The following is an 8,566-nucleotide window of genomic DNA, read 5'->3' as shown; positions in this document are numbered from 1 at the left end:
TATCAAGGTACCGTAAAGCCTTGTTTGAAATTCTATATATGGGGTTAAAAGATTTAATGTATTCACATCTATCAATACTAATATTATTGAGCTCCATCATGTTCCAATGGTCCCATCCTGGGTTTTCAGCATAGGTTTGAATATGTGAAGAAATGAAATCGAACTTAGTGTATTCATATGTAGAAAAAAGATCTCCCCAGTCGCCATTAAAGCAAACGTCATACTCGATATTCCAGTAATAATCGTACTCTGGATGGTCATGATAAAACTGAAGGACCGCAAAATGGTTACTACCAGGAACAATAGTTTTTGCTATGGGATTATAGTTAAGGGCGTTTAAAGAGTCTATTGTGAAAGAATAGGATAAAACGCAATCTTCAAAATGCGGGTTACAGTAATCTGCTTGATACATTACATATATATCAGCATTGGTTGTTTCGATTTTCAGTTTGTTTATCTGCATCCTGACAAATGCATTGTCTATATGTGTGGTCAGAAGTATGACTTTCTTCATTTTCTAATGTTTTTTTGAAGAGGGGTTATGAGTAGTTACAAGTTCCTGTTTCTTTCTGAGTCTGAAGAATATTTGAATTTTATTTGCTTACGAAGTTGTTCCTTATTAGAATGACATGTGATGTTTAGAGCGTCTTGACATAAATTTTGATGTAATGTCGAACGGTATTTGCCATTGAGGTCTCTTGTGTGATATAGGTGATACATGACGCCTTCTTCATTTTTTACTCTATACCCATAGTTTTTCCAACGATAAAAACGCTCGTAGTCTTCTGGTCCCCATCCATAAAACTCTTCGTTTTCTCCACCAGATTCAATATATTTGTCACGACGTATCACAAATCCGCCACCAACTACATTTGGGCCATATAGAAAGGTCATCAGCCGAATGTTTTTCCTAAGAAAAGAAATGGACGGATGTTCAATAAATAAACTTCTGAGAATTGGGTCAACCCCCATCAGCTCTCCATTATAAGGATAAGCAACTTCGCAACTGCCATTTCCCAAGTCATTAAGGCTCATTTGTATTTGGCAAGGGTCAACTAAAACATCCGAATCCCATATAGCCAAATACCTGGTTTTTGCTAAATTGGTCATAAGATTGATATAGTGGGTTCGGTGAAATACAATGTCCTGATCCTGTATGAAATAGTATTTGGTCCATTTGTCTTTAGGTAACATTTTTTGTAAAATGTTACTACAATAATCACCTGCTTCCAAGATGATAAAGTGTGCATGAAAACGATGGAAAAACCTTACGACAGTTAAGACGTTCTCTAGACGGAATAAAGAGTCTAACCTGACAGGTATGATAAATGTTATTTGGTCAAAATTATAATTAGCCATGATGTTCTACTAATAATGAATAAAGAAAATGAAACCCATGAATGCCATTTAATCCTAAAGGCAACATCGTATCAGAATCGTTTTTTGTCAAGAAAAGGACTCTCTTTAATATTTCGTGTCTATATGAATTGGTGTCTAACTTGAAAAGAGAATGGCCATTGGTTGAGTTGCACAGAAATCCAAGCAGGTAATATGAGGTTAAACCGTTAGCAAGAGATATGTTCTTGTAAGGTAGATCAAGGCAATTTACATTAAGACAACTTAAGTTGTTGAGCAGGCTTTTCTCGATTTCCGGCCATTTCCCCACACCGTCCCCCATTATCTTCTTTAACTTCAAGCAGAAAAGAAGGAGCATTAACTTATTTCCCAATGCATATGGTAATGCCTGAATTTTTAAGCTAATCTCGTAAGTGATACGCTTAATTCGTTTTTGGTAAAATCCCAATTTATATAGCTCTACAAGGCTTGCTAGATACAAAACCTTGTGATTTAAAATATTAAAAGGTATATTTTCTTTACTAATATCAGAGCCTAAATGAGCGTAAGTGTGTTCCAGTAGAAACTCAGAAAAACGAGTAAAGATAATTCGCTTCTCCTTTCCTTGTAATCCATATTTTAGCCTTTGGCTGATATAAAAAAGAATTTCAATTTCTTGCTCATTGTTATGCTCGCCCTTATTGATAAATGACATTGTGTTACGGTAAATGTCTTCGTCTATTTCCTTCAGCACATAATCTGGATTTCCTTTTTTCCAATAGGCCAGTATCCAAGTTGTGCATAGTGTAATTCCTAATAATCCGTCAAGTCGGCAAGGCATATCTTTGTTGATATGGCTTAACACATCACCTTCCATCTTTTGGTAAATTTTCTCAAAACATGTATTCTGATTACTCTTTTGGGCATAATAGAGCAATATGCCAGGTTTTCCATAGAGAAGGTCGTTACCTAGTTTCTTCCAACATGTACATGTTCGTTTAAGAATAATGGAATCTATGTAGTTCATGATGATTACTTATGTGGTTTATATTCGATAGGCTCAATCTTGTACCCCATTCTCTCAATTCTGTGAAGTAGTCCTTTCTCTTTGCCGCAATGGACAAGGTGTCGAGCCCCGACCACAATGAGTGTTTCCCCGTTTTTTAACAATTCTCTGATGGACGCCATCCATCGTCTATTCATAGCATGTACTTTAATAGGCGTTTCCTTGTTTTTGATTCGCCATAGCTCGTGATTGTAATATATGGAGTCTAAGCTCCATGCAGTTCTAAAATATTCATTTGTATTTGTGATTAAGTCATATATATCATTGACGGCTTTTTGCAAAGCGCAACTGTCACAATCCGCTTGTTCATTGGCTATTAGCTTAGCGTCTTCATCCTTGCTATTAAGAAAAGCTATTCTCTTATTTTCGGATAAGCATCTCTTTTGTAATCCAAAATCTAAAAAATTTTCTGAATAGTTTCCTAATGTCATGTTGTTGTACGTCGAGTCTTTCTTGCCAAAATCAAAAGAGGGGTTATATACGTTTATTCGTTTTTCTTTGTTAAAGATATAACCAGAATAAATGGTCATGTATAAATTGTATTCCAACATGTTTTTAAAATCTATAGGGTTTATGCTAAAGTCAAAATCTGACAAACTTTCTTTTAGTGTGTCATATTTTTCCTTTCCTAAGACTCTAAGATATATGTCCTTGTCATGCCACTCGCTTATTTGCCTAGATGCGGATGGGGATTTCCCGATATTAAATAAGTTTGACTCAAAAACAATTGTTTTAGAATGCTTCCACGCCTCATCAAATCCCGAAATGTGGTTGGTTATAGATATGTGTTCAGAGTGCAATGTTCCCATGATATATGAAGTGTCTTGTGACTTTGGATTTATTATTCTCCACACTAATGCATTGACATTTCCTTGCTTTGCAAAAGCAAAGGAAAAGCAACCCACAAATAAGGTTAATAGTAATGTCTTCTTCATGTTTTTTGTTTTATTGCAAATTTAGTTACAGTTAGACAATATGCAAAGTTTTAAGAGTGAACTAATGTTAAGTTTGTGTTAATAAAACACAATCAATGCATAGCTTTTAAAATATTGCTCTAACTTTACAACAATCATAAAAAATATGAGACAATGAGAAAATTACATTTATTGAAGAATGCGGAGTTTGATCCTGTCGCTGAAAATTGTTCTATAACAGGAAATGGTAGTGATGATAAGAATAAAACTACAGGGAACTCAAAAAACAAGGGTGAAAAACTACAGGATGGCATAGACGCAGCAGTAGGCTTAGTAAACGATGTGGCAAATATCGTCCAAAATCCTATGAATGTTTACAACTATTATTCTGCCGCAAGAAATGCCTATAAATTAATATATGCTAGTGGAGAGGCGTATCAAGAGCAGATGTCAGCAACAGGCTCGGTCACCTATACAGGAACAGCGGGTATTCCCATAACAGTAAAAGGTTCACAAAAGGGGCAAGGAAGCAATAAGAAGGCGAAATAATGTCCGCCTCCTCGTCTTTTCGCCATGCGGCGAATGTCGCGTCAACAGGTTGTTGGAGGGAGGGTAGGGGCGGCGGCCCATCAAAAGGCGGCGCTCCGCTAATTCCTAACAAATGAGGATTGCCCGACAGGCGAAATAGCCGTACCTTTGCAGCATGAAAAATAGAGAGCAACAACACACACCCTTTTCAACCCTCCCCCTGAGGCATCGCGCCGTGGCTGCGCTGGCCTTGGCCCTGGCCGCCTCGGCTACGGCGGAGGCAGACGTTACGAACCCCGCCGACACATCCTTGGTGCGCGATCTCGATGAGATGATTGTGGTGAGCCAACCCAAGGAGCAGTACCGCATGCGCCAGCAGCCCGTTAGCTCCTCGATGTTCTCGGGGCGGCAGGTGGAGGCCTTGGGCGCCAGCGACTTGCGCGAGCTGTCGGCCTTCGTTCCCAACTTCACGATGCCCGTCTACGGCTCGCGCTACACCTCATCGATGTATGTTCGCGGCATAGGCTCGCGCGTCAGTTCGCCCGCCGTGGGCATTTATGTGGATGGCGTGCCGCTGATGAGCAAGTCGGCCTTCAACCACCACTTCTACAACCTTCTGCGCGTGGACGTGCTCCGCGGTCCGCAGGCCACGCTCTACGGCCTGAACAGCGAGGGCGGCCTGGTGCGCCTCTACACCCGCGACCCCATGGCCTACCAGGGCACGGACCTCAAGGTGGGCGTGGGAAGCCATTTGAGGCGCAGCGCCGAGGTGGCCCACTACCATAAGGTGAACAGCCAGTGGGCCTACTCGGTGGAGGGTTTCTACGACGGCCACAACGGCTTCTACAAGAACCCCACGACGGGCGAGCGCGCCGACAGGAGCAACGAGGCGGGCGGCCGCCTGAAGCTGGTGTGGCAGCCGTCGGAGCGGTGGGACGTGCGCTACGTGGCCGATTACCAATATGTGCGGCAGAACGCCTTTCCCTACGGCCTCTTGGACGACGCCGGCCACACCGCCTCGCCCAACACCAACTGGCAGAGCAACTACCGCCGCAACCTGCTGACCACCTCGCTCAGCGTGGGGTTCAAGGCCAACGCCTTCGACCTGACGTCGACCACGAGCTACCAATATGTAAAAGACTACATGCTGATGGACATCGACTACCTTCCCGCTGACTTCCTGCGCATGGAGGAGCGGCAGTTTCAGAACGCCATGACGCAGGAGATTGCCCTGAAGAGCCGTCGGCCGGTGGCCGACCGCTGGCGCTGGACGCTGGGCGCCTTCGCTGGGTTCACGTGGTTGAAAACGGGAAGCCTGGTGCATTTCGACCCCGGCATGGACACGTTCCTGGGCAACACCGTGCAAGGGGCGATGTATAACGCCATGGTGAGCTCCATGGCTGGGCGGTTCATGGCCAACGGCATGACGGCCGACGCCGCCACCGCCATGGCCAAGGCCACGATAGAAAGGGCGGGCGGCGTGAGCGTGAGCGCCGACATGCGCGACGTGCCCGGCAGCTACCACACCCCGACCTACAACTTAGGAGTGTTTCATGAGTCGAACATCGTGGTGGGGCCGCGCCTGACGGCCACGGTGGGCTTGCGTTACGACTGGAGCAAGGTGGCCGTCGACTACGACACCCATGCCGCCATGCAGATGCTCGTGAGCGTGATGGGGCGCGAGATGGGCGCCACCATCAGCTCGGCGCTCCGCGATGAGCGCCACAACCAGTGGGGCAAGCTCCTGCCCAAGGTGGGGCTGACCTATCGCCTCGACGAAGAGGGCAGCAACGTGTATGCCGTGGTGAGCAAGGGCTACCGCGCCGGCGGCTACAACATACAGATGTTCTCCGACATTATGCAGGTGGAGCTCGAGGCCAACAGCTCGCAGCGTGGCGACTACGACGTGCCCCACACCAAGGCCGACTATGACCGCATAGCCCATAGCATAGCCTACAAGCCCGAAACGAGTTGGAACTACGAGGTGGGCGCCCATGCCAACCTCTTTGGCGGCAGCGTGCAGGCCGACCTCTCGGCTTTCTTCATGCGCATTCGCAACCAGCAGCTCTCCGTAATGGCCAGCCGGTATGGCTTTGGCCGCACCATGACCAATGCGGGCAAGAGCAACAGCTGCGGCGTGGAGGTGGCCCTTCGTGGCCGCGCGTTGGCCGACCGCTTGGCGTGGACCGCGAGCTACGGCTACACACGCGCCGTGTTTAAGGAGTATAAGGACAGCGTGTCGGCGGCAGGCGCCGTGGCCGTGACCGACTATGAGGGCCGTCGCGTGCCGTTTGTGCCCGAGCATACCGTGGCCGCCTCTGCCAACTACACCCTCCCCGTGGCCTCGCCGTGGCTGCATGGCGTTACGGTGGGCGCCGACGTGAGCGGACAGGGCAAGACCTATTGGGACGAGGCCAACACCAAGAGCCAACGCTTCTATGCGGTGGTGGGCGCCCATCTGGCTTTCGACATGGGGCGTGTGGAGGTCGACCTGTGGGGGCGCAACCTCACCAACAACCGCCATCAGGTGTTTGCCGTGAACAGCGGCGCCACGGGCAGCAACCTTTGGTTTGCCCAGCGCGCCAACCCCATCCAGGTGGGCGTTGACCTGAGATGGAAGCTATGAACTTCATCCGCCATTGGGGAGTGATAAATGTCACACGTGAGTATTTACGCTCAGACGCGGTCGCTCGGCTCTGCCGCTTTGGCTCCCCCTTCGGCCGCTGAGCTAAACCTTCGTCAGAAAGAACAACGAATTAACGAGACTCGGCGAAGCCCCACCGACCAACGGGAGGTAATTGATATAATCGTTTTACGATTACCAATTTGAACGAATTTGGTTAACGCAATTTGAATGTTTCCTCAATAGGAAGAATGCCAGTCGGGTTTGCGTGGGCGATGCCCCGTGCCGGCTGGCATTGTTTTATGAGTATGCAACGGCTCTACGCCATTCCATCAGTGGCCAGTTGTGCGCGATGTGCGTCTCTATCCCAAGGTGGAATCAACGGGCTTGAACTAAGAGCGTTAAAAAAACTCCATCATAGAGAAAAAAGCCTCCTCAAGGGGGTGATGTTCTCAGGTTTTATGTTTATCTTTGCCACGTCAGATGGAGATCTGCTTGATTTTAGAGTAACACTAAGTTGAGCGGAACTTCATGCGTGACTAATGTTAGGCAGGCAGATATTTACTGTGGCTTATCCGGTTCGCCATACTTTATTTCTGCAGTTGGTGTGACGTCTTTGTTGCTGCTTCCATCAGTGGGAGGAGTACGTGAGTACGCTATATGTCGAAAGACATGAAGATAGATATAGGAAAATGCTAACAAACAAATTGTATAATACTTTTTATGTGGTTGACGGCAGTATGAGTGTATGCTCAAATGGCGCAAAATGCAAATCCGAGGCTTGGGTGATATAAAGATTTTTACAGAATAGGAAATATGAACGAAAAGTTATATTCATCTGCCCTTTCAAACTATAAGAAATGGGCTGACAACAATAAGGCGGAACTTGAATCAGATTTCAAAGAGCGTCATGCTTTGTGCGATGAGATGCAGTCGTACACTAAAGAACGATTACAGAACCTAACTGAGGAAGAGTTCTTCAATCTTATCGCGCCTTTATGGGCCATGCGTATGTGGGGTAATAAGAAATATTACCTTGATGGCGTCATTGAAAGCAATGGCATCGTTTTGATTCGAGAGCAACTGGTTAACCTATTCTATGGAAAGTCATCCATCGAAAGCCGTTGGGATGAGTTTCGTGAAAAAATTAAGGGAATGGGCCCAGCAATTATCAGCGAGTTGCTTAATAAGTTCAATCCAAATGAGTATATTCTTTGGAACAAGAAATCTCTCACGGGCTTTATTGCTTTGGATATTCCTAAAGTCCCTAAATATAATTCAGCTCTTGATGGTAAGAAATATGCTTATCTATCAAAGGTTGGACGTGAACTTGTAGAATTGGCCCAAAAGAAAGGTGTTGGTGAAATAGACGACCTTCTCGCTCTCGACTATTTCATATGGAAAGACCTCCAGGTTGATCCCAATGAAATGGAAACACCTTCTGAGGAGAAGCTAGAAAAAGAAACAGAGAAGCAGAAGGCGTTTGTTCATAATGATGTAAGAGATAGGATCAGGGATATTGGATCCTTCCTTGGCTTTAAGGCGGAAGTAGAGAAGAAAGTTGCTGATGGCGCGGTTGTAGATGCCATTTGGGAGGTATCAGTCGGTAATATGGGAAGAATAACTTACGTTTTTGAGGTGCAAACAAGTGGCAGTATAGATAGTCTTTTGCTTAATCTGATGAAGGCCAAGAACAATCCCTCTGTACAAGGAATTGTTGCTGTTTCTGACGCCAAGCAATTGGAGAAAATCAAGAAGGAAGCATCTTCGTTGAAAGCAATACGTGACGATCTCAAGTTTTGGGACTACAACGATGTGCTGAAGGTATTTGATGCGCTTTCTAATGCCTACGAGTCTATTAACTCGTTAGATCTTGTGCCGTCAGGGCTTTTCTGACAAGCGTAGCGTTGTGGCAACAGGTTGAGCTTCAACGATTTGCTTTGAGATAAAAATAGAGATTCTCGATTTAATGAATAGGAGGGGAATGCGATGGTGAACCCAAAGATTATACTCGTCAATGCAATGGCATTGGGCTTGATTCTGTTTCTTTCAATGCAAACCACTTGTGCTGCTTGCAACCCATCAATGGCCATTCAGCAA

At 45.8% G+C, this 8,566-nt stretch carries 7 protein-coding genes; 3 read left to right on the top strand and 4 right to left on the bottom strand.

What is annotated here, in order from left to right; all coding sequences use genetic code 11:
* From WKK33_RS05330 to WKK33_RS05315, 4 genes are all read right to left on the bottom strand, one after another.
* A partial coding sequence (locus tag WKK33_RS05330; protein ID WP_337932833.1) for a DUF3405 domain-containing protein occupies positions 1-514 on the bottom strand: 514 nt, incomplete at its 3' end.
* Between the two features lie 35 nt (positions 515-549).
* A complete protein-coding gene (locus WKK33_RS05325; protein ID WP_337469121.1) occupies positions 550-1,359 on the bottom strand; it encodes a galactosyltransferase-related protein in 810 nt (269 codons plus the stop codon).
* Positions 1,352-2,362, bottom strand: coding sequence for a hypothetical protein (locus WKK33_RS05320; RefSeq protein ID WP_337469122.1), 1,011 nt, complete (start codon positions 2,360-2,362; stop codon positions 1,352-1,354). Before WKK33_RS05320 ends, WKK33_RS05325 begins: the two co-directional genes overlap by 8 nt.
* Positions 2,363-2,367: 5 nt before the next feature.
* Positions 2,368-3,336: a TraB/GumN family protein gene (locus WKK33_RS05315; protein ID WP_337469123.1), complete on the bottom strand. Its 969-nt coding sequence runs from the start codon at positions 3,334-3,336 to the stop codon at positions 2,368-2,370.
* Between the two features lie 153 nt (positions 3,337-3,489).
* Here WKK33_RS05315 and WKK33_RS05310 point away from each other — a divergent pair, with 153 nt between their 5' ends.
* From WKK33_RS05310 to WKK33_RS05300, 3 genes are all read left to right on the top strand, one after another.
* The gene (locus tag WKK33_RS05310) at positions 3,490-3,864 is read left to right on the top strand and encodes a hypothetical protein (protein WP_337932831.1); all 375 of its coding nucleotides are present in this window, start codon (positions 3,490-3,492) and stop codon (positions 3,862-3,864) included.
* Between the two features lie 154 nt (positions 3,865-4,018).
* Positions 4,019-6,469 (top strand): TonB-dependent receptor, encoded by a 2,451-nt coding sequence (locus WKK33_RS05305; RefSeq protein ID WP_337932830.1) that lies wholly within the window; start codon positions 4,019-4,021, stop codon positions 6,467-6,469.
* 813 nt (positions 6,470-7,282) lie between these two features.
* Positions 7,283-8,362, top strand: coding sequence for a hypothetical protein (locus WKK33_RS05300; protein ID WP_337469126.1), 1,080 nt, complete (start codon positions 7,283-7,285; stop codon positions 8,360-8,362).
* Positions 8,363-8,566: the final 204 nt, after the last annotated feature.

This window comes from Hallella sp. (assembly GCF_037460745.1).
Taxonomy (GTDB): domain Bacteria; phylum Bacteroidota; class Bacteroidia; order Bacteroidales; family Bacteroidaceae; genus Prevotella; species Prevotella faecis.
Note: the sequence above shows the minus strand (reverse complement) of the source record. Positions and strands in the feature narration are given on the sequence as shown.